General features: G+C 56.3%; 16 protein-coding genes. 2 read left to right on the top strand and 14 right to left on the bottom strand.

Annotated elements, in window-relative coordinates:
* Positions 1-21: 21 nt before the first annotated feature.
* The 5 genes from CFT68_RS14135 to recA form a co-directional block, all read right to left on the bottom strand.
* Positions 22-735, bottom strand: coding sequence for an RluA family pseudouridine synthase (locus CFT68_RS14135; protein WP_088844201.1), 714 nt, complete (start codon positions 733-735; stop codon positions 22-24).
* Positions 736-855: 120 nt separating this feature from the next.
* Entirely contained in the window at positions 856-1926 is a 1071-nt protein-coding gene (locus tag CFT68_RS14130) for a sensor histidine kinase (protein WP_088844200.1), read from the bottom strand.
* A gap of 134 nt (positions 1927-2060) precedes the next feature.
* Positions 2061-2762, bottom strand: coding sequence for a response regulator transcription factor (locus tag CFT68_RS14125; protein WP_245815395.1), 702 nt, complete (start codon positions 2760-2762; stop codon positions 2061-2063).
* 261 nt (positions 2763-3023) lie between these two features.
* Positions 3024-3851 (bottom strand): DUF3108 domain-containing protein, encoded by an 828-nt coding sequence (locus CFT68_RS14120; RefSeq protein ID WP_088844198.1) that lies wholly within the window; start codon positions 3849-3851, stop codon positions 3024-3026.
* 203 nt (positions 3852-4054) lie between these two features.
* Positions 4055-5146 carry a recombinase RecA gene (gene recA, locus CFT68_RS14115; RefSeq protein ID WP_088844197.1) on the bottom strand — a complete coding sequence of 364 codons (1092 nt, stop codon included), beginning with the start codon at positions 5144-5146 and terminating at the stop codon, positions 4055-4057.
* Positions 5147-5339: 193 nt separating this feature from the next.
* Between recA and CFT68_RS14110 the strand changes: the two genes are divergently transcribed.
* Positions 5340-6509 (top strand): hypothetical protein, encoded by a 1170-nt coding sequence (locus CFT68_RS14110; RefSeq protein ID WP_141106569.1) that lies wholly within the window; start codon positions 5340-5342, stop codon positions 6507-6509.
* Between the two features lie 33 nt (positions 6510-6542).
* Here the strand turns inward: CFT68_RS14110 and CFT68_RS14105 are convergent, their stop codons facing one another.
* The gene (locus CFT68_RS14105) at positions 6543-7121 is read right to left on the bottom strand and encodes a GNAT family N-acetyltransferase (RefSeq protein ID WP_141106568.1); all 579 of its coding nucleotides are present in this window, start codon (positions 7119-7121) and stop codon (positions 6543-6545) included.
* Between the two features lie 196 nt (positions 7122-7317).
* On the opposite strand from CFT68_RS14105, the gene CFT68_RS14100 reads away from it, so the two are divergent.
* Positions 7318-8202 (top strand): SDR family NAD(P)-dependent oxidoreductase, encoded by an 885-nt coding sequence (locus tag CFT68_RS14100; RefSeq protein ID WP_088844194.1) that lies wholly within the window; start codon positions 7318-7320, stop codon positions 8200-8202.
* Between the two features lie 96 nt (positions 8203-8298).
* Here the strand turns inward: CFT68_RS14100 and CFT68_RS14095 are convergent, their stop codons facing one another.
* The 8 genes from CFT68_RS14095 to guaB all read right to left on the bottom strand — a co-directional run bounded on the left by CFT68_RS14095 (position 8299) and on the right by guaB (position 18635).
* Positions 8299-8736, bottom strand: coding sequence for a hypothetical protein (locus CFT68_RS14095; protein WP_088844193.1), 438 nt, complete (start codon positions 8734-8736; stop codon positions 8299-8301).
* A gap of 88 nt (positions 8737-8824) precedes the next feature.
* Positions 8825-9793, bottom strand: a complete 969-nt coding sequence (locus CFT68_RS14090) for an AAA family ATPase (RefSeq protein ID WP_394340113.1) — start codon at positions 9791-9793, stop codon at positions 8825-8827.
* A 118-nt stretch (positions 9794-9911) separates the two neighbouring features.
* A complete protein-coding gene (locus tag CFT68_RS14085; protein WP_088845087.1) occupies positions 9912-11300 on the bottom strand; it encodes a peptidylprolyl isomerase in 1389 nt (462 codons plus the stop codon).
* 272 nt (positions 11301-11572) lie between these two features.
* On the bottom strand, positions 11573-13882 hold the full coding sequence (locus tag CFT68_RS14080; RefSeq protein WP_088844192.1) for a peptidylprolyl isomerase: 2310 nt from the start codon (positions 13880-13882) through the stop codon (positions 11573-11575).
* A 184-nt stretch (positions 13883-14066) separates the two neighbouring features.
* The gene (locus CFT68_RS14075; protein ID WP_088844191.1) at positions 14067-14480 is read right to left on the bottom strand and encodes an ATP-binding protein; all 414 of its coding nucleotides are present in this window, start codon (positions 14478-14480) and stop codon (positions 14067-14069) included.
* Between the two features lie 27 nt (positions 14481-14507).
* Positions 14508-14837 carry an STAS domain-containing protein gene (locus CFT68_RS14070; protein ID WP_088844190.1) on the bottom strand — a complete coding sequence of 110 codons (330 nt, stop codon included), beginning with the start codon at positions 14835-14837 and terminating at the stop codon, positions 14508-14510.
* Between the two features lie 14 nt (positions 14838-14851).
* Positions 14852-16918 carry a GAF domain-containing SpoIIE family protein phosphatase gene (locus CFT68_RS14065; protein ID WP_170934811.1) on the bottom strand — a complete coding sequence of 689 codons (2067 nt, stop codon included), beginning with the start codon at positions 16916-16918 and terminating at the stop codon, positions 14852-14854.
* A 244-nt stretch (positions 16919-17162) separates the two neighbouring features.
* Positions 17163-18635 carry an IMP dehydrogenase gene (guaB, locus tag CFT68_RS14060; protein ID WP_088844188.1) on the bottom strand — a complete coding sequence of 491 codons (1473 nt, stop codon included), beginning with the start codon at positions 18633-18635 and terminating at the stop codon, positions 17163-17165.
* Positions 18636-18778 lie beyond the last annotated feature (143 nt).

The following is an 18778-nucleotide window of genomic DNA, read 5'->3' as shown; positions in this document are numbered from 1 at the left end:
TGGTGTGGCCCGCAAAGTGGCCTAGCGATACTGTTGGAGATTCTCAACCAGCACCCGGAAATCTTTGGGATAAGGTGCCTCCACGGTCACTGAGTCGCCATTCAGAAGGCTGAACGTGAGCTGGCGGGCGTGCAGCGCAAAGCGCTTAATGAACGGCTGCTCTTCCTCGCCCTGCTTCATATTGAATTTCTTCTTGAGTGAAGAGAGGTAGAAATTCTCGCCGCCGTACATGGTGTCGCCCACGATGGGCGCCTGTAGGTAGGCCAGGTGCAAACGGATTTGGTGCATGCGGCCCGTAATGGGCTGGCACTCCAGCAGCGTGTGGCGCGTGTAGGTTTCCAGGGTGCGCACCAGCGTAACAGCGGGCTTGCCCTTGTAGGCCAGTCGGGCCTTGCCTTTGGTGGTGGTTTCGATGCTGCGGTCTACTTCCAGACCTTCATACTCATGCACACCCCACGACACGGCGTGGTACACTTTCTTCACCTTGCGGTCCTCGAACTGCATGGCCAGATGGCGATAGGCCTCCGGGTTTTTGGCTAAGGCCAGCGAGCCGCTGGTTTCCTTATCGAGGCGGTGGCAGGCCTGGATGTCGTCGTACTGCTCACGGGCCAGGCGCAGGATGTTGGGTGCGCCGCCAAATCGCTCGTCGAGCGTGGCCAGGAATGGAGGTTTGTTGATGACGATATAGTCCTCGTCTTCGAACAGAATCAGGTCTTTAAACTCAGGTAGCTTCATAGAGAGCTACAAAGGTACGGAAGGTGAAACTGTGAAGTGATGAGATAATGAAATAGGGAGTTGACGTTCGTTTGGCCTAGACTGCGCAATCCGGACCGACAGAAGGTCAAACTCACCACTTCACAAATTCACCCTTGCCCGCGGCTTCGGGAGCTTAAATTCCAGCGCAGTGCCCTGGCCGGGCTCGCTTTGCACCCGAATGCTGGACTTGTGCGCTTCGACAATATGCTTACTGATAGCTAGGCCTAGGCCACTCCCACCCGCCTCCCGCGACTCGCGGGTGCGGCTCTTGTCGATACGGTAGAAACGCTCAAAAATGCGGTTGTGGTGCTGCTTCGGGATGCCTTCGCCATCGTCCTGCACGCTCACCCTGATGCTTTTGCCACTTTCCGATAGCGCAACCGTTACGTGGCCGTTTTCCCGACCGTATTTAATTGCGTTATCGATGAGGTTGATGAGCACCTGCCGGATACGGTTTCGGTCAGCTATTACGTGTAGGCCACCTGCTGGAAAATCTGGCGGAGAAAGGGCCAACTGCACATGGCGGCGAGCGGCTTTCAGCTCCAACTGCTCAAAAATATCGTGCACCAGCTGTACCAGATCGAAGTTCTGACGGCGCATGCGCACTACGCCTTTTTCCAGCTGCGAAATCGAGACCAGGTCCTGCACCAGCGTATCTAAGGCATCAAGGCTGGAAGCAGCCTTTTGCAGAAACCTCTTGCGCGTGAACTCGTCTATATCATCGTCTTCCAGAATGGTATGAACGAAGCCCTGGGCCGCGAAAATGGGCGTTTTCAGCTCGTGCGATACATCAGCCAGGAACTCGCGGCGTAATACCTGCAGGCGTTTCAGCTCGTCAATCTCTTGTTGCTTGCGCTGAGCCATGTCCAGAATCTCGTCGCGCATGCGCTTCAATGGCTCCGGCCGGAACAGGAACTTGTTCGACATGCGCCGGAATTCCTTGCGCTTGATGTGCTCCAGGCCCTCATAGATGTTGTTGATTTCCTGAAAGATCAGGGCTTCAAACATCAGATACAACAGCAAGAAGCAGGCGGCAATGGTAATGCCCGCCGCCAGCGCGCCCTGCTGCAATGGCAACGATGGCCCGAGCCAAGCCAGTATTCCTAGTGCCGTGGCAACCAGCAGGGAGAGAATAATGGCAATGGTGCGGGAGGAAAGATTGAGCCGCATAGAAGGTGCCTACTAGTAAAACAGGTATATACTGAGCGGAGCCGAACCATCCCTATCATTCCGCTAGGCCAGTATAGGCACGGTAGAGATGCTTCGACTCCGCTCAGTATGACAAAAAATCTTCTTCTAGGCCACTAGTTATCGGTGTTGAACTTGTAGCCTACGCCTTTAATGGTCTGGATGTGGTGGTCACCGACTTTCTCGCGCACTTTGCGCACGTGCACATCCACGGTGCGAGCCAGCACAAACACATCATTGCCCCAGATGTTCTGAAGCAGTTCCTCACGGCCAAATACTTTGTGGGGTGAGGCAGCCAGGAAAGCTAACAGCTCAAACTCCTTTTTCGGAAGGTTGATTTTGCGACCATTCTGGAACACGGCGAAACCAGTGCGGTCAATCTTGAGGCCGTTGATTTCGATGCTATCCGTCTGGACTAATGGGTCTTTGTCGCGGCGCACGAAGGCGGCCAGGCGGCTCATGAGGGCGCGGGGCTTGATGGGCTTGGCAATGAAGTCATCTGCGCCCGCCTCGAAGGCGGCTACTTCCGAAAACTCCTCGGCGCGGGCCGTCAGGAAGATGATATACGTCTCTTTGAACTTGGGCATCTCGCGCAGCTGGCGGCAGGCCGCAATGCCGTCGAGGTTGGGCATCATCACATCCAGCAGAATGATATCGGGGCCAAACTGTGGCGCTATTTCCAGGGCCTTGCGGCCATCGGGCGCGGAGGCTACCTCGTAGCCTTCCTTGCGTAGGTTGTACTCCAGCAGCTCCACGATATCAGGATCGTCGTCGACTACCAGAATTTTGTACGCGTTGGGGTTGGCGGTTGGTTGCACAGAACGGGGAGGTTTGGGGTAAAACAGAATACGCGAAGACAAAAGTATCGCTGGCCGACGGGCCCGGCGTGTTACGGTTTCGTGACCACTCGTTTTGGAGGCTTGTGGCACTGAGGCTGCTGACTTAAACTGTAGAAGGCTACTCTGCATCTTCAGGAATCATTTGCGTAAGGTGTGCCGGGTGCTTGAGGAGACTGCTTGTGCAGGAGTGGAAAGGGTAGGAACAAAAAAAAGCGACCCACACGGAGTCGCTTTTCAACATCAATTTTTAGCTACCAGATTAAGACGGTTTCGCAGGCCTTGATATTTATACATATCAACTTTCACTGCCCCCAGAACCAGTTCGGCCTGAATCAGGACCGGAATTTTATTGCGGTCGTCGGAGAGGTACACCGAAACGGCGTTTTCTCCTCGGAACAGCTTGTTGTCGGGCAGTTTCGGGACAAGGCGGATGGCACGTATGACGCCTGCTTTGGTTTCCACAGTTTCGCGGCCTTTGTAAATCACGTCCAAGTTAAACACTTCTTCATCGAAAAAGCCCTGCACCTTGATGACTTCGCCCACGCGTCGGGAGTCATAATTGAGCGTTCGGAGGAAGTAGAAGCCGCTCACAATGTCTTGCACGTTGTTGGGCGTTTTGAACGTACCCCGCTTGATCTTATTCTTGTCCCGTTTGTGGCTTTCCACGCTGGCCACATCCTTCAAGTGGTCGAAGTCAACGGTTTCGTTCTTGCGGTAGTTCTTTTCCTCAATGTTGCGGAAAAAACGATGCGGCAGAATACTGGTGGTATCGATGTAGGAGCGCCACGTATCCCGGATGCGCAAGAAGTAATCGAAGGAGCCCGTGGTGCGGCCCGTGACGGTGGCCCGGTAGCAGGGCCGCTCATTCACGCGGTGAACATCGTCGGACAGCTCAATGGTAGCATCCGCCGCGTTTATCAGCCCATAGTGAACTCGGTACTGAAGTACTTCGCCTGTTTTAAAGCAGGTGTTCGGGACGGTACGCGTCGCATCGGAAGGGCCGAAAGCCGTAAGCAAGGCCGCCAGAGGCAGCAGCAACGAAGGAAACAGGAGCCAGCGGCGAGTCATGTAATAACGGCGAAATAGGGGTTAGCCGGTGCCTTCTCAAATGCGATGCCAGCAAATATACAGGATTCAGACCGGGCGCGGATGAGTCTGTACGGAAAGCGCCGAAAGATTGATTTGGTTGAAATTCAATCAGCCAGATATAATACAAAAAAAAGCTCCACCGGCTATACGGTGGAGCTTTCTGGTGAGCTTTAGCGAGTGGCCTAGAGCTCTATCGTATCGTCGTCTTCGTCAATAGAGCGGTCTTCCGGAATAGCAGCCAAGGCAGCTTCCGGCTCACCTTTCACCTTGGCACGGATTTGTGCCTCGATCTTGTCAGCCAGCTCTGGGTTGTCCTGCAGAATGGTTTTTACACCCTCGCGGCCCTGGCCCAGGCGGTTGCCATCGTAAGAGAACCAGGAGCCCGACTTGGCAATAATGCCCATGTCAACGCCCAGGTCGAGAATCTCGCCTACTTTCGAAATGCCTTCGTTGTAGATGATGTCGAACTCAATCACCTTGAAGGGTGGCGCTACTTTGTTCTTGACAATCTTCACCTTGGTGCGGTTGCCGGTCACGTTGTCCTTGTCTTCCTTGATCTGGCCAATCCGACGGATGTCGAGACGCACCGAAGCGTAGAATTTTAGGGCGTTACCACCGGTAGTAGTTTCGGGCGAGCCGAACATCACGCCGATTTTCTCACGCAGCTGGTTGATGAAAATGCAGCAGCAGCCGGTCTTATTAATAGTACCGGTCAGCTTACGCAGTGCCTGCGACATCAGACGAGCGTGCAGACCCATTTTGGAGTCACCCATATCGCCTTCCAGCTCTGCTTTGGGCACTAGGGCCGCTACGGAGTCAATAACGATGATATCAATGGCGCCGGAGGAAATCAGCTGGTCGGCTATTTCCAGGGCTTGCTCACCGTTGTCGGGCTGCGCAATCAGCAGGTTTTCGGTATCGATGCCCAGCTTTTTGGCATACAATGGATCGAATGCGTGCTCGGCGTCAATGAAAGCAGCCATGCCGCCTTTCTTTTGCGCCTCGGCAATGCAGTGCATCGTGAGGGTGGTTTTACCCGACGATTCAGGGCCATAGATTTCGATGATGCGACCTTTTGGCACGCCACCTACACCTAGGGCAATATCCAGGCCCAGCGAGCCGGTGCTGATGACTTCGACGTCCATCACCTTGTTGTCGCTGAGCTTCATCACGGTGCCTTTTCCGTAGCTTTTGTCGAGCTTGTCCAGCGTCAGCTGGAGGGCTTTCATTTTCTCGGCGTTGGCGTTGACGGCCTTGTCAGTGGTTGCAGCCATTCTATAGAGGGGTTATTTGGAAATGCTTACGTTTGGTGAATGTAGGCCTTTTGGCGGGCCTACACAACGGCGCAGGTGGCCTAGGAGCTCTACATAGCCGGGCCCTTTTGGGGTCGGCTCATGGTAACGCCGCCGGGCTATATTTTGTGCCCACAATGCTAAAAAAATTCGTCGGGTTTAGGATGTTTTTTCTGTGCTAAAATTTTTAGGAAAAGGACGAATTTCTACCGCCCTGATACTGACGTTGGTAGGGTGGTTGGGTGGCCTAGGCCAAGCGTGGGCCCAGCTCGATAACCGAGCCTTTACGCACCCACTGCCGCTAGGCCCTTCCTACGAGCACCAGCTTCGTCTGGATGTGCAGGGTTTCCTGTTCAATAAGGACAACGAGTATTTCAACAAGATTGATCCGGGCCTGACGTACTTCGGCGCCCAGTTGGCACCGCGCCTGGTGTATTTCCCTTCGGCCAATCTGCGCCTGGAGGCAGGCGTATTTCTGTGGAAAGATTACGGTACGCCCCGGTTGCGGCAAGTGCGCCCATTATTCACCGTTAAGTACCAGCAGGGGCCACACAGCCTGATTTTCGGCAACACGGAGGGCAACCTGCAGCACGGCTACATTGAGCCGCTCTTCGATTTTGAACGCGTTATTACCAACCGGCTGGAGGAGGGCGTGCAGTACCGCTACCAGACGCCTCGCACCACCCTCGATGCCTGGGTGAACTGGCAGCGCCAACAGTACCGCTTCAGCAATTTCCAGGAAGAAGTGGCCGGCGGCCTGACTACCGAGCACCGCCTGCTCGGCGACTCTACGGGGTGGTTGGTGCGGCTGCCGTTCCAGTTTACGGCCACACACCGCGGAGGCCAGCTCGATACCATTGATGTGCCTCTCCAAACGCTTTTCAATGTGGCCACTGGCCTACGCGTCCGGAAAGCATTGCCTTATGACTTTGTACAGGCTGTACACTTCGATGGCTACGTAACGTATTTCCACGATTACTCTTTCACTGACGTATTGCCTTTCGATAAAGGAACTGGCCTCTACCTGAATGCCGGCCTCGACACGCGCCTGTCGAACCTGCAACTGGCCTACTGGCACGGCAATGGCTTCATTTCGCCGTTAGGAGGGCGCCTGTACCGGTCAATATCCGTTTCAACAGCTGACCCTGATTACACCGAAAAGCAGCGCCAGCTCCTGATTCTGCGCGTGCTGCGCGACTACAAGCTGCCGGGCAACCTGATCCTGACCACCCGCTTCGAGCCGCTCTACGACCTCAACAACGGGCTGTTCGACTTCTCCTTTGCGCTGTACCTCAACTTCAACCAGAGCTTCTTGCTTTCCACCCTTCGCCGCGGCGCTGACTAATAGCAGCGCAAAACCAAAGAGGCGCTAGGCCACTCAGAGGGGTTCCTCGCGCTTGCGGATGTAGTACAGGATAGATTGATCAGTGAAAGCACGCAAAAGCTTAGGGCGTGGGGGCAGGGGAGCAAACCCCGCTGATTCGGCTACGGCGCAACTACGCGGATTATCGGCGCGGCAGCGGATAAGGAGCCGGCTGGCCTCTAGCATAGTAAACCCAAAGTGCAGCACGGCCTGCAGAGCTTCGCGGGCATAGCCCTGGCCTTCGGCAGAAGCGGCCAGATAGTAGCCTATTTCGGCGGTGACGGGCTCCGTCCAGTTGGGCTTGAGGCTGATGTCGCCGAGGTAGGCCTGTGTGTCGGTGTTCCAGATGCCCAGTACGTAAAGCCGCCCGCTCGTCCAGTCCTGCTCAAATACGGCAAGCACCTGGGCCGCATCATCGGGCGTTTGTACACTCATTTCGCGGGTAGGGAAAGCCGGGCGCAGGCGGGGGCGGTCTTCATCAATGAGCTGGAAAAAAGCGTTGACGTCGGAGGGCAGGTATGGGCGCAGCGTAAGGCGGGCGGAGCACAACGGCGCGCGGCTAGGAGTGAAGCGGGACGAAAATCTGGCGTACATGATTTTGGGCAGGCGCAAGCCAAACGTCAGGCTGCAAAGCTAGAGAAGGCGAATGGGTTCCTGAGTGGCCTACGCAAGAGAAACCTGGTGGGCTGCGCTTCGTTCAGTAAAACAGCTTTTCCGCCTTCGGGCGGCAGGCGCACACTGTGTAGGCGACTGGGCTACTGTTCTTTTTTTACTTATAATTCTTACTCCGATGAAAGGTAGACTCGAAAATAAGGTAGCTATTGTAACTGGCGGTGGTTCCGGTATTGGTGAAGCCATCAGCAAGAAATTTGCCCGCGAAGGTGCTTCCGTAGTAGTGGTAGGCCTGGATTCTGATCCGGTACGCGAAGTAGTAGATGAGATTCTGGCCGCCGGCGGCCGGGCCATTGGCTACCTCGCCGATATCTCGCTGCAGGAAGCCGCAGAGGCCTGCGTGAAAACGGCCGTGAAGGAGTTCGGCAAACTCGATATCCTGGTGAACAACGCGGGCGTATTCCCCGCCACCGCCGAGCTGGATAAATACCCCGTAGATGCGTTCGAGTACATGATCAAGAACAACATCTACTCGGTATTCATGATGTCGAGGGCGGCTTTGCCGGAACTGCAAAAAACGAAAGGCAACATCGTGTCGGCGGGCTCCGAAGCCGGGCAAATGGGCTCTCCCATGATTACGCCCTACGGTGGCACCAAAGCCTGGGTGATGACCTTCAGCAAAGGCTTAGCCGTGGAGCAGGCCAAACACGGCGTGCGCGTAAACTGCGTAGGACCGGGCCCCATCGATACGGCCTGGACGCACAAGGAAACCGGCCCCATGAATCAGAAAATGGAGAAAAACACGGTGGATGGCGTACCGCTCGGCCGTCGGGGCACACCAGAAGAAGTAGCCAATGTGTACCTGTTCCTGGCCTCCGATGAAGCCAGCTACGTAACCGGCGCTACGTATTTCGTAGATGGCGGCGTCACGGTTTCCAAGAGCTTAGCGGGCGAGGAAGTGCCTTCCCGCCTGAAGCAGGAGCCATCCGGCGAGTTGCAACTGAGCCACTCCAAAGAAGGCAACACGAAAATACGCGAAGCCGCTGCGGCCTCCATGTCGTAGGCCAGTCTAACTTAGCACAAACAAGAAAGAGCCTCCTGGTATCAGGAGGCTCTTTCTTGTTTGTGGCCTAGGCCACTAATTATGCGTCCGGAGAAGTTATTTCTGCAGCGCTGCACCGTTGCCGGAGCGCGACTGGGGCGGGCTGCCTAAGGCGTGCTGAATACGCATCACGTTTACCAGGCGAGCTGCCTCATTGAAGAACTCCAGCCGGCGAATCAGCATTTCCTTAGTCAGAACGCGGCCTTCGGGCGTGCGCATCACGGCCTTCTTGTCGTCAAGGATGCGGCGCATCGTGGCTTCTGTGGCCGACTCATGCTGCAGGTACTGTGCTTCGAACTCCTGCAGACGGTCGAGGCCCTCCGTAGTGAGGCGAAAATGCTCGCCGCCCTGGTTGAGCACTTCGCAGAGCACATATACCTCAATGGGGAGGGAGGTGCCCAGGTGCGTGGTGCGAATGTCGAGGCCCGCGCGCAAGGCATCCAGAATGATTTCTACGTTGCGCTCAAACTGCTGATAGTAGCCGGCTGCTTCCATTATATAGGGTATTGGGGACTTAAGTTTTAGGTCTCGGGGACGGAGACAAGCACAAGCAGGCTTGGATTGCCCTTGGGCTGGTCTGGCCTTACAACAACTCTTTTACAATTTGCTCCACCGTGATGCCTTCGGCCTCAGCCTTGAAGTTGCGCACCAAGCGGTGGCGCAGAATAGGTAGCGCTACGGCTTTCACGTCTTCAATATCGGGCGAGTACTTGCCGTTGAGCAGGGCGTTGCACTTGGCGCCTACAATCAGGTGCTGAGAGGCCCGTGGGCCAGCACCCCACTCCAGGAGCTGCGTAGCGCGGGCGCCAGCCCGCTCAGTGCCGGGGCGCGTCTTGTGCACGAGGCTTACGGCGTATTCCACCACATTATCCGCAACGGGCACACGGCGCACCAAATGCTGGTAGGCCTGTATCTCGCTGGCGTGCAGGATTTTTGACACCGAAGGCTTTGTGTCCGATGTCGTGTTCTTCACTATTTGTAGTTCCGCCTCGTAGCTCGGGTAGTCCAACTCAATATTGAACATGAAACGGTCCAGCTGCGCTTCGGGAAGCGGGTAGGTACCTTCCTGCTCAATGGGGTTTTGGGTGGCCAGCACGAAAAACGGCCGCTCCAGCGGGTAGCGCTTACCGGCCACCGTTACGGCGTATTCCTGCATGCTTTCCAGCAGAGCCGCCTGGGTTTTAGGGGGCGTCCGGTTGATTTCGTCGGCCAGTACAATGTTGGCGAAGATGGGGCCCGGCACAAAGTGGAAGTCACGCTGCTGATTCATCGTCTCGGAGCCCACAATGTCAGAAGGCATCAGGTCAGGCGTGAACTGCACCCGGTTGAACGACAGATCCAGCGAGTCGGCAATGGTCTGGATGAGCAGCGTTTTGGCTAGGCCAGGTACGCCCACCAGCAAGCAATGGCCCTGCGAAAACACGGCCGTCAGCACCAACTTCACTACTTCGTCTTGCCCAATAATTACTTTGCCGATTTCCTTACGCAGTGCCTGGTAGGCCTGCGCCAACGAGTCGGCCGCTTCTTTATCAGATGAAAATTGTATAGCCATGAGTAGGGAGATAGAAGAAGTGAGACTGACGCTTGAGGCGGCCTAAAGCTGCATCAGGCGCTTAATGCCAGAAGACACGAGAAGGCCTGCTTCTCGTGTCTTCTGCTTCACTTCTGCCTTAGTTTACGGTGCTTAGCACTTTGCAGTCGGCGTACTGCGGGTCTACCTCTAGGTAAACGGTGCCGCGGTTCTGTGCAAACCACTCATCCAGCGCCTTGGTTTTTTTCTCGTTGAGCGCGGCGGCCGCAATCTTCTGATAGTCGTCGGTGAGGTTGGCTTGGTGCGGCGGCGTGTTCGACTTCAGCCACAGAATACGCATAGCATCCTTGCCATCATCGGTGCGGTAGGGCATGGGAGCCGTGATGCTGCCCACCTTCATGGTATCAATGGCGAAGAAGATAGCCGGATCGAGCTTGTCGAGGGGCAAGTAGGTGCTGCCATCCTGGCGGTTTGCAATCAGGCCGCCGTTGCCGCCCGACGTCTTATCGTCAGAGTTATCCTTTGCGGCTTTGGCAAACGTGATGCTGTCGGAGAGAATTCGCTGACGCAATTTGGTGAGCTCCTGAGCGGCTTCGCTCACATCGTTGGCACCGGTTTCAGGCTTCAACAGAATGTGACGGCTGCTGAAACTGTCGCCCTTGCGCTCAATCAGCTGAATCAGGTGAAAGCCAAACGGCGACTCTACTACCGGGGAAAGCTGACCAGGCTCGAGGCGCAACGCAGCGGCTTCGTATTCGGGCACCAGCTCGCGGCGCTTAAAGAAGCCCAAGTAGCCACCTTCAGCGGCCGAACCGGGGTCTTGGGAAAACTGCTTGGCCAGCGTAGCGAAATCTTCGCCGCCCTGAATGCGGGCACGTAGCTCGTTGAGCTTGGCCTGGGCGGCCTGTTTGGCCTTGGAGTTGGTTTTGGCGAACCGGATGATCTGCCCTACCTCTACCTCCGTGGAGTAGTAGGGAAGGCTGTCCTTGGGGATACGGCTGAAAAACTGGCGCACTTCGCGGGGTGTCACGGAAACTTTGCCGGAAATCTTATCCTGCATTTCCTGCTGCACCAGCTGCTCCTTCACCTGAATGCGCAACTCTTCCTTGAGTTGCTTCACGGGCTTGTTATAAAATTCTTCCAGCTTCTTCTCCGAGCCGATTTGCTGGATGAAGTAGGCCATGCGGCGGTCCAGCTCGCTTTTCACGCGGGTATCTTCCACCACCACGGAGTCGACCTCCGCTTTGGCCAGCATGAGTTTATTGAGGGCCAAGCTCTGCAGGATGCGGCAGCGCAAATCGGGCGGCAATGGTTTGCCTTCGGCGCGGGCTGTTTCCTGAGCGTACAAGGCCTCTACGTCGGAGCGCAGCACAATCTGGTTATCGACCTTGGCCACAATGCCGTCCAGAATCTGACGGCCCTGCGGGCGGGTCATGCCTAGCTGAGCGTAGCTGGCCGTAACCGAAGCAGTCAGTAAGGCGGCACCCAAAAGCACCCCGCGCACCGACGTATGCAAAAATTGAATCATGGAATCTTTACCAGTAATGCCCGCATCAGCTCCAAAGCTCCACAGGCCAGACAGCAGGCAAAACGCCAAAAGCTGCCCGTAAATTTCATCATAAATACTTTCTCCGGCAAAAACCGCCGGCATGCCCTGAGAAAGTGCTGCTTTAAATCGTAGAGCCCGATGAGTGGCCTAGCGTTGCATAGCCCGCAAAAGAAGCCCGGCGCCAGAGGCCAGAATGGCACTGTGTCCATTCCAGCGCCTGACGCCGGGCCCAAAAGGTGGCCTAGGCCACGCTATTTCGTAATCAGCTTATCTACTTCTGCCTGATTAATGGTCACCGGATATTTCTCGCGAAGCTGCTCAATCCACTGCTTTTCCAGGTAGTTCTGGTAGTCGGAAGTAGCTTGTCCGCGGGCCTCCGCCAGGGTTTTGGGGCCGGCCGGCAGCGTTTTCTCGATCTGAACGGAGTAATAGCGGCCGTCTTTTTGGGTGGTGTAGGTGCCAGGGCCGTTGGTCATGAACTCATCCACTGCCTTGTTTTCGCCTTTCTGGAAGCCGCGCTGCTGAATCTGGACAGCCAGCGGGTTCTTCTCGTTGAGAATGCCTTCCAGTACTAACGGGCTGGTAGTTGTCAGCTCGAACGATACGGTGCTGGCAGCGGCGCGGGTCTCGGCGGCTGCCGTAACCCGATTGGCCGCTACGCCTTTGCCACGCAGGTACGCTACGGCGCGGTCGGCACGGCGGCGAGCCAATGCAGAGGCTTCACCTTTCTTCACGTGGCCTACGATTTTCACGGTCAGCGTTTCGTCGGCGCCCAAGCGGTAGGCCAGTTCGTCAAGCGCTGGCACAGAGGCCGGCAGCTCCACCGAGTTGGCGCGGAAGGCAATAGGGGCCGGCAGGTTGTTCTTCAGCTGGAAGCGACCAGCTTTCTGCAGCTGCAAGGCCTGCTTCAGCAAATCCGGCGAGGCGGCGCTGATAACGGTGCCCTGCACGCGAGGTTCCCACTGATACTTGGCCTGGTTAGCCGCGAAGTACTGCTGCAGGCCTACGGTATCCTCAATGGCTTTGCTCCACACTTTCTCGTCCATGAGCTGGAACAACAGAATACCGTCGCGGTACTCCTTCACGAGCATGCGGTAGTCCTCGTACTTGGTTTCCAGATTGGCCTTCTCGAACTCCGTCAGAGTCTCATCCACATACTGGTCGTAGAGTTGTTGCATCGTGAAGCGGGCGTCGGAGCCGGGTCGCGCTTTCTGGTGCTGCTGCGCGTAGGCCAAGAAGTCGGAAACCAGATACGGTTTGCCTTGCACCGTAAACAGCGTCTGGGCATCGCCGACGGCGGCTTTCTTGCCTTTGGTTGGCGTTGCAGGAGCAACTGGCGCTACATACTTGAAGCGGCCATTCACCAGCGCCGTATCAGCCTTCGTGAAGGCGTACTCTTTGCCGGCGGTATTTTCCGTGAAGTTGTTCTCAGTGCGCACGCGCTTCAGGAAAGCCGCGCGGTTGAGCTCCGAACGGGAATCCTTGGAAACCTTGCTTTTCAGCGTGGGCTCCATGGCCTCAAATGTCGGGATAGGCTGCTTCTCAATCAGACGAATGATGTGCCAGCCGTACGGCGTTTGTACTGGCCTAGACAGGTCGCCGGGCTTCTGCAGCTTGAAGGCGGCTTCCTCGAAGCTCGGAATCATGCGGCCCGTGCCAAAAGGGGGCAGCTCGCCGCTATTCGCCGCCGAGCCGGCATCTTCCGAAAACTGCGCTACCAGCTTCTCCCAGTTCTCTTTGCGCTGAGTGAGGCGGCTGTACAGCTCGTCGATTTTCTTCTTAACCGTAACAGAATCTGCCTTGGGCATGCCGGGCGTAGCCCGAATCATGAGGTGAGCCACCTTGATTTCTCCCTGCGCGGCACGCACATCATTGACCTTAATAATGTGGTAGCCGAAGCGCGTGCGCACCGGCTGCGACACCTGGCCTACGGGCGTGTTGTAGGCCACCGACTCAAACGGATACACCATCTGCATGGCCGTGAAGTAGCCCAGGCGGCCGGCATTGTCGCGGGCTGAGGGGTCTTCGGAGGTCTCGCGGGCTACTTTGGCAAAGTCCTCGCCGCCAGTTACGCGCTGCCGCAGTGCTGTGGCTTTCTGGTAGGCCGCCAGCGTGTCTTTGGGGTCGGCATCGGGTTGCACCCGAATGAGGATGTGGGAGGCGCTTACCTCCTTGCTCATGCGGTCGTAGGCCTCTCGCACCAGTTTATCTGTCACGCTTTTCTCCGTGAGGTAAGGCTGAGCTAGTTGCTGCTTGTAGCCGTCCAGCTCGCGCTTGAACGCCTGCGTGGTATCAAGGCCGCGCTGCTCCGCTTCCAGCACCTTCAGCTTGAAGTTGGTGTACAGATCCAGGTATTCTGCTACGCTGGCTTTAGTCCCAAATTCCGGGGCTGAGCTGTTGTTCTTACGATAAACATAGCTGAACTCCGACGCCGGTACCTGGGTGGTTCCCAGCGTTTCTACAACGGGCTGCTTGGCAGCTGAAGTGGTAGGTTTTGTGGACTGGCAGCCGGCTAACAGCGCGACAGCGGCCGTACCAGCAAACAGAAAGCGGTTGTGCATACAGGAGGAAAGGATTCTACTAAGCGCTTCAGCCGGCCGGAGTGTGCCCCGGACAGGAACAGCTGACAAACGCAATTTTACGGATTTTTTTCCGCCAAGCGGTTTCCGTACTACTGGCCTAGAGACACTAAAAAAGCACCCTAGGTTCAGGGTGCTTTTCTGGTTTCTTCTAAAGAACGATGGCCTAGGCCAGTTTCTTATATAACCGGCAAACGTTGTGGTGGCCTACCGTGGTAAACTCTACCCGGTCCATGATGCGGTTCACGAGCATCATGCCCACGCCGCCTTTCTTCCCGATGCGCACGAACTCCTGCAAATCAGGCTCGCGGTAGCTGGTAGGAGAGTAGCTGGTGGGGCTGTGGTCTTCTATCTCAATTCCGAACTCGTGGTCGTGCATATTGAGGCGCACGTCTAGAAACCGCGATTCGTCCTCACTGTTGCCATGAATGATGAGGTTGGCCACTACTTCATCCACGGCCAGCACTACCTGGTTGATGTGTAATTCTGACAAGCGAAAGCCTTCCAGAAATTCGCTCACGAAGTCACGCACGACCTTGAGGTTGCGGCGAGTGCAGCTGACTCGGATGGCGTTTTTCATTCCCTACTGATAGCCCTGTGAAGTAGTTTAGATAGCCGTGGCCTCGGCTTCCGATGGCACGATAGTTAACAAAGCATCCAGACCTAGAATCTCAAATACGTTGTGCACTTTTTCCTGCATGTTGAAGAACACCAGCTTCACGTTGGCATCCTGAAACCGCTGCAGGTGCGAGATAAACACGCCTAAGCCAGCGGAGGAAATATAGTTCAGGCGCTGGCAGTCAATCAGAACCTTCTGGTAGTTCAGAATGGTGGGCTGGTTGAGTTCGTTATCAAGTAAAACAGACGAGCTGGCATCCAGTTCGCCATCAAGGATGAGCGTAAGCGTATGATCGGTGGCGTGTTGCGTTATTTTCATATCCCAAGGCTACGTTAAAGGGGAATATCGGGTTGGGACTCTTTGAATTTAATGACGAGCAAGGTTTGGTCGTCGTGCATGGGCTGGCCGCGGCTGAACTCCTCCAAGTCGCTGAGGATGCGCTCCTTGATGGCGCCAGCATCGAGGTAATACGTCTGCTCCAGCATGTATTTAAGTCGGTCTTCGCCGTACTCATCTCCGGCCGCGTTACGCGCCTCCACAATGCCATCGGTGTAAATCACCATGACGTCGCTGGGGTTGTAATCGTAAAACTGGTTCTTGATGTGCTTCTCGTAGGTATCGTTCCGGATGATACCCAAGCCTAAGCCAGCCGTCTGGAAGTACGATACTTCCTCCTTGATGGAGTGATAGTACAGCGTGTGGCAGTGGCCCGCGCGAGCAAACACAAAGCCGCCATGCTCATAATCAATAATGTAGAGCGAGGCCGTAATAAAGGCAGATCGTTCGAGGCAGCGCGCCAGGGCATTATTGGCTTGGGCCATGAACTTGCTGGGCACCGGGAATTTCTCCCGCTCATTTCGCGCCAGAGGGTTTTCCTGCATCAGGGCATGGAAAATGCCTTTCATCTGGGCCACGTGGAACGCCGCCGTGATGCCCTTGCCGGATACGTCGCCGATGAGCACGGCCAAGCGCCGGCCGGGTAGGTGCAGGAAGTCGTAGAAGTCGCCGCCTACTTCCTTAGCCGCCATAGCGTGCGAGCTAATTTCAAACCAGTTGTCAATCGGCAAGTCCTTCGGAATCAGGCTTTCCTGGACTGAGGAGGCAATTTTAAGCTCCTCCTGCACTAGCTGGTTCTGAATAGAGGCCTGCATCAGCTGCAGATTCTCGATGCTCAGCACGGTCTGGCTCGTGAAAGTCTGCAGAATGCTTAGGTTTTCGCGGTCGAAGCCCTGGCGCTGCTCCTTCAGCATAAACAACGAGCCGTAGGGCCGCTTGCTGGAGCGGAGTGGCATCACGATGAGGGAGCCGTATGGGAGATTTAGGCTTCGAAAACCGGCGCTGTTCGGTAGGTCGTTGTTGAGGTACTCAATGTGGCCCAGGTTATACTCCGTGAGGAGTTGCTGAATGGCCGATGCCTGCTCAAGGCTGATGTGGTAGTACTGGCCCTTGTAGTCTGTATCAGGGGTTTCTACCTCCAGCCAGGCAGCATCGGCATCCACGGTCTGAATAGCCGAGTCGAAGAGCATGCTGTACACCTCCTGCGGCGTCTGGCTTTTCTGGATAAGCTGGGTGAGGCGCTGTAGGCTCAGGATTTCTTCGCGCTTCTGCTCAAACACGCTGGCGGTAGGTAGGTTGAAGAACGTCACCATCAGCCCCATAAACGCATAGAAGCCGGCGAAAAAGGCGTTCAGCACCAGGAAAGCGTGCTGTGGAGCCGGCGCCACCAACAAAGGGTCTTGCTGGGTTTGCAGGAAATAGGCGGCAAAGATGGCCATGGCCATAATCACGCTGATTTGTAGTACCACTGCCTGCACCTTCTGGCGACGGTTGAGGTAGGCCACCCATTTCTGGTGGCTGCTGATATACACGCCAAACACCGCTAGGCCACCCAATAAAGCTGTGGTAAGGCTATAGGGCAACGACCGTGGTATCAGGCTCAGCAGCAGTGTAGCGCCCAGCATCAGCTCAAACCATTCCCACACCCGCCGCAACCGCGCCGACGACCGGAACAGCACCAACGACCGCCACGTGTAGTTTGTGCGGGCCAGGAACAGGATGAATAGGCCTACATTAAGTGTGTAGAGGACGGTGAAGAACAGCGGATGGGTGGTAGGAGCTTCGGCCCTTACTATGCGTTCTATCAGGTGCAACGCCACACAGATAGTGGCCAATAGGCCCGGGCCCAGAATCAGCTTGCGCAATAGGCCCACGAAATCCAGACCCCGCAACCGATCGGGGCGGGCACGTTCCTGCAGAAAGACCAACGCCGCAAATACTGCCTGAGCTCCCAGCAGGAGCCCGCCGGATGGTGTGCCCACGCCGGGCGCCAAATCAGGGCGCGCGTAAAGCAACGTACAAACCAAGAGCCCTACCCAACTAAGCAGAGCTAACGGCGGCATAAAGGAAGTTAGCTTCCGAAGGAAGGACATGAAACCGGTTTAGGTGCGGGTGCTTTGCTGACGGATGCAGTAGTCAAAAAGGACAGCCAAGATACACGGCGAATTACTAATTCCAGCTCTTTGCTAACGGAATTAGGGAAGCGCACAAAGCTAATAGCCTGTGTATGCGCTAGCAAAAAACAAATTTGCCGATGACCTTCTGTAGGCCACCGGCAAATGATGTCAGGCAGCAAGGGGGCTGCGCTTAGCGGCTGCTGTAGTTGGGCGCCTCGCGGGTAATCTGTACATCGTGGGGGTGCGACTCGCGTAGGCCGGCTCCCGTAATACGCACGAATCGAGCGGTTTGCAGGGCCTCAATGCTGCCGGCACCGCAGTAGCCCATACCGGCCCGTAGGCCACCCGTGAGCTGATACAGCACCTCAGCGGCCAAGCCTTTGTAGGGCACACGGCCCACAATGCCTTCCGGCACCAGCTTCTTCACGTCGTCCTCGGCATCCTGGAAGTAGCGGTCTTTGGAGCCGTCTTCCATGGCTTCTACTGAGCCCATACCGCGGTAGCTCTTGTATTTGCGGCCTTCGAAGAGCGTGACCTCACCCGGAGCTTCTTCGGTGCCAGCCAGTAAAGAGCCAATCATGATGGTACCGGCGCCGGCGGCCAGGGCCTTCACTACGTCGCCGGAGTATTTGATGCCACCGTCGGCAATCAGCGGTACGCCGGTGCCTTCTAGGCCACGAGCCGCTTCCATTACGGCCGAAAGCTGCGGAACCCCAATGCCCGCAATGATGCGGGTAGTGCAGATGGAGCCCGGACCTACGCCCACTTTCACGGCATCGGCACCGGCATCGGCGAGGGCGCGCGCACCTTCGGCGGTGGCTACGTTGCCGGCAATTACTTCGAGGTTAGGGTAGTGCTTTTTGAGGTTGCGCACGGCATCCAGCACGCCTTTGCTGTGGCCGTGGGCGGTATCCACGCTAACCACATCTACGCCGGCTTCTACCAGAGCGGCTACGCGGTCCAGCAAATCGGGCGTTACACCTACTGCGGCTCCTACGCGCAAGCGGCCAAACTCGTCCTTACAGGCGTTGGGCGTACGGCGGCGCTTCCGGATATCCTTATAGGTAATGAGGCCTACGAGGCGCCCTTCAGTATCCACCACCGGCAGCTTCTCCACCTTAGACTCCTGCAGAATATCCTCGGCCAGGCTCTGATCCGTACCGGCTTCTGCGGTTACGAGGTTTTCGCTGGTCATTACCTCCGAAACCGAGCGGGTCATGTCTTTCTCGAAACGCAGGTCGCGGTTGGTCAGGATGCCTTTCAGGCGACGGTCTCCGTCCACAATCGGGATGCCCCCGATGTTGTTGTTACGCATCAGCTTCTTGGCATCGGCCAGGGTAGCGGTTTCTTCCAGCGTGAAGGGGTCGAGGATCATGCCGCTCTCGGAGCGCTTCACACGGCGCACAAGCTCGGCCTGGGCCTTGATGCTCATGTTCTTGTGAATCATGCCGATGCCGCCCTCCTGGGCCATGGCAATAGCCATTTCGGCTTCGGTCACGGTATCCATAGCCGCCGAAACGAAGGGGAGCTTAAGCCGGATGTTGCGGGTGAGCTGGGAGCTGGGGTCGGCGTCGCGAGGCAGTACTTCCGAGTAACCGGGCAGTAGCAGGACGTCGTCGTAGGTGAGGGCCTCGAAGGCAATTTTGGCAGCGTAGTCGGCCATGGCAACAAGTAGGTTAGGTTCCGCTTATTGCCAGGTAAAATTACGGCGAATATTTGGGTTTACGATTGTACGCCTGCTTATTTCCACATTGTGCTTGTGTTACCGCACCTCTGCACACTGCCCCGCCCTTTTCCACCGGGCCA

It is taken from the genome of Hymenobacter gelipurpurascens (genome assembly GCF_900187375.1).
GTDB lineage: Bacteria > Bacteroidota > Bacteroidia > Cytophagales > Hymenobacteraceae > Hymenobacter > Hymenobacter gelipurpurascens.
This window is presented reverse-complemented; position numbering and strand designations above follow the sequence as displayed.

Coding starts and splice junctions, on each gene's coding strand:
- CFT68_RS14105 (WP_141106568.1), bottom strand. CDS start 7,121: ATGTACGCCAGATTTTCGTCCCGCTTCACTCCTAGCCGCGCGCCGTTG.
- CFT68_RS14090 (WP_394340113.1), bottom strand. CDS start 9,793: ATGGCTATACAATTTTCATCTGATAAAGAAGCGGCCGACTCGTTGGCG.
- guaB (WP_088844188.1), bottom strand. CDS start 18,635: ATGGCCGACTACGCTGCCAAAATTGCCTTCGAGGCCCTCACCTACGAC.
- CFT68_RS14085 (WP_088845087.1), bottom strand. CDS start 11,300: ATGATTCAATTTTTGCATACGTCGGTGCGCGGGGTGCTTTTGGGTGCC.
- CFT68_RS14075 (WP_088844191.1), bottom strand. CDS start 14,480: ATGAAAAACGCCATCCGAGTCAGCTGCACTCGCCGCAACCTCAAGGTC.
- CFT68_RS14100 (WP_088844194.1), top strand. CDS start 7,318: ATGAAAGGTAGACTCGAAAATAAGGTAGCTATTGTAACTGGCGGTGGT.
- CFT68_RS14130 (WP_088844200.1), bottom strand. CDS start 1,926: ATGCGGCTCAATCTTTCCTCCCGCACCATTGCCATTATTCTCTCCCTG.
- CFT68_RS14080 (WP_088844192.1), bottom strand. CDS start 13,882: ATGCACAACCGCTTTCTGTTTGCTGGTACGGCCGCTGTCGCGCTGTTA.
- CFT68_RS14120 (WP_088844198.1), bottom strand. CDS start 3,851: ATGACTCGCCGCTGGCTCCTGTTTCCTTCGTTGCTGCTGCCTCTGGCG.
- recA (WP_088844197.1), bottom strand. CDS start 5,146: ATGGCTGCAACCACTGACAAGGCCGTCAACGCCAACGCCGAGAAAATG.
- CFT68_RS14135 (WP_088844201.1), bottom strand. CDS start 735: ATGAAGCTACCTGAGTTTAAAGACCTGATTCTGTTCGAAGACGAGGAC.
- CFT68_RS14095 (WP_088844193.1), bottom strand. CDS start 8,736: ATGGAAGCAGCCGGCTACTATCAGCAGTTTGAGCGCAACGTAGAAATC.
- CFT68_RS14065 (WP_170934811.1), bottom strand. CDS start 16,918: ATGCCGCCGTTAGCTCTGCTTAGTTGGGTAGGGCTCTTGGTTTGTACG.
- CFT68_RS14070 (WP_088844190.1), bottom strand. CDS start 14,837: ATGAAAATAACGCAACACGCCACCGATCATACGCTTACGCTCATCCTT.